The organism is Candidatus Egerieousia sp. (assembly GCF_056211015.1).
In genome coordinates this window covers 1-2398 of sequence record NZ_JBAELF010000029.1, presented here as the reverse complement: position 1 = coordinate 2398, position 2398 = coordinate 1, and the positions used below count along the sequence as shown (strand labels likewise).

The window sequence follows — 2398 nt, the reverse complement described above, 5'->3', positions numbered from 1 at the left end:
GGATCCAGCCCTCGTCTTTCCAGTTGTAGAGGGTCTGACGGGAAATGCCGATGCGTTCCGAGAGTTCCTTGAAGTTCCAGATGGGACGGGCTTCGGAGAGTTTTTTGAGCTGGAGGAATCTTTCTTCGCGGCGTTCGATGTGTGGCGCGCAGAACTTGATGATGTCACCTATACGGACTTTCTTATACTCTGTTTCCGCCACCATATCACACAACTCGCGTACCCATTTGGCGTAAACCTTGAGATTATAGATGTGGTGGGAGGGCATAGGCTACATCAATATTTCCCAGCGGCCGCCTTTATTCGGCCCCGAGTGTTTTATACGACCTGCTTCTTCCAATTCATCAATGCGCCTTTTTACGGTGCTCAATGAGATTTTCAGTCTTTCCGCAATCTTCGCCTTTGAGATTGTAGGTTCAGCCTTGATGAGCTCATAAACAGACATAGCATCTGCATTTATGGGTTCATTTATAGGTTCATTTTCGTTTCCTGACCCTAAAAACAATGTCAACTCTACTTGTTCGGGGTCATAGAGTTCACGTATGACGGGCTCCGGCCATTTATTTCTTGCCCAACCTTTTCGGATGGTGTCCACTCCGCTGCCGGCACGTTCACCCTCTCCGATGAATTCAAACATTTTCTGGAGGGTACTGTTGCGGCATATGCTGGTGCCGCCTTCGAAATATTGTTCCACCGATACGAGCAGGCTGCCAGGGTTACGAAATACAAAACGGTTTGGGTAATGTTCAATGACAATGCAGTGCATAGCACTCAGGCGGGAATGAATAATGGTGTTGACTATTGCTTCTCTCAATGCCTTATGGGCTGGTGTGTCATCCACACGGTTGAGTCCCTCCAATTTGAAGGGAACGGGAAGCGACTGCGACATCTTCATATACACGCGGCGGTGGAATTGATAAAGATTGGCCACCCAATTTCCATCAGGGTGTATTCTGTCGGTCCAACGTATATCCGGATCGTTGCTGAGTTTCTCCCGGAAATCCACGTAATAGTGTGGCAGGATGCTGAGAATGGTTTCTTCCAAACCGAACATAAGGACTGCCGCTAAGGTAAAGCCCTGCTCTGAGGTCTCCGAATTCGAAACGTATCCTCCTATCTTCTTGAGAAATTCTATGTCGGATAATTCTGTCCAGGGATGGCCCTCGTGACGGCTGTTGTAGATTTGCCTGTACTGTCGTATAGTCGTTTCATCGAAATCCTTTTCCAGCGTCAAATGAGAAAATATCTTGGCATCGAGCGGGTAGTCCTTGATGTTGGAGTCGGCAAACATTCTCCTGACCTCATCGTCATCAACGAGATAATCTCCTTCGTGACGGCGTACGTAGGTATGACCGAACGGATTCTGTGTGAGATATATCGGCCTTTTTGAATATACTGCGCGCGGGATTTTGAAAACAAGGAAGGAAGAGCCTTCAAATTCCTCTTCGGCCACGTCTTCGTCCACAGTAAGACAAGCATTCACTTTGCTCTTATTATGAACATCATCCCAGTATTGCTTCTTGTATTTTGCAGTCTGTTCTGATGTCAGATGGTCAAGGAAGAACTTGTGATTCTTCTCCTTGATGCCAAGGACGATGATGCCTCCGGAAGTGTTGCCGAAAGCGGAGTAGGTCTCCCAAAAACTGTTTGGAAAGCCCCCGAGGGCACTTTTGAATTCAACTTCAGTGTTCTCACCCTTATCACAAAGGCCGCAGATGTATGAGTACAATTCCATAACGGTAGCAAAGTTAAAGTATTTCTGGCGACACGGCAAAATTATCCCAACAATCCCTTTTCAAATATAGCCATCTGCTCGGCCTTCGTCTTCTCCGCAATGTCAATATAAGGCTTCATTGCCTTGTAGTCGGAGTGGCCGGTCCATTTCATCACGACCTGAGGCGGGATGCCGGAGGAGAGGGCGAAGCAGATGAAGGTGCGGCGGCCTGCGTGAGTGCCGATAAGTTCGTACTTCGGCTTGGTTTCCTCAACCCTTTGGCCAGCTCGATAGCAGACGGTTGTTATCGGCTCATTGATTTCGCAAAGCTCGCACAGATCCTTCAGGTAATCATTCATTTTCTGATTGGTGATAACAGGCAGTGCCAGACCTCCAGGGAATTTGCAGTCCTTGTATTTTTCAAGGATGCTCTTGGCAAAAGAGTTGAGGTCAATAGGCAGACGATCATTGGTCTTCTTCGTGGTCACATACAGGATGTCACCGACAATATCAGTCCTCTTCACCTTAGCCATATCCGAATAACGGAGGGACGTGAATGCGCAAAAGCAGAACAGATCGCGTGTCTTGGCGATGGCACCGGCTTCCTCAATCTTCTTCTTATACTCCTCTCCGTCATATTTGTGCAGAGTGACCTCGGTCTGATTGGCAGGGACTTCGTAGTTA

The 2398-nt window shown here is 47.9% G+C and carries 3 protein-coding genes; all 3 read right to left on the bottom strand.

The features are described from left to right. The coding region (locus AC06L3_RS02040; RefSeq protein ID WP_475668963.1) for a helix-turn-helix domain-containing protein at positions 1–268 on the bottom strand (268 nt) is incomplete at its 3' end. A 3-nt stretch (positions 269–271) separates the two neighbouring features. Continuing rightward, complete coding sequence (locus AC06L3_RS02035; protein ID WP_475668962.1) at positions 272–1735, bottom strand: ATP-binding protein; 1464 nt, start codon at positions 1733–1735, stop codon at positions 272–274. 41 nt (positions 1736–1776) lie between these two features. Further along, a partial coding sequence (locus AC06L3_RS02030) for a site-specific integrase (protein ID WP_475668961.1) occupies positions 1777–2398 on the bottom strand: 622 nt, incomplete at its 5' end.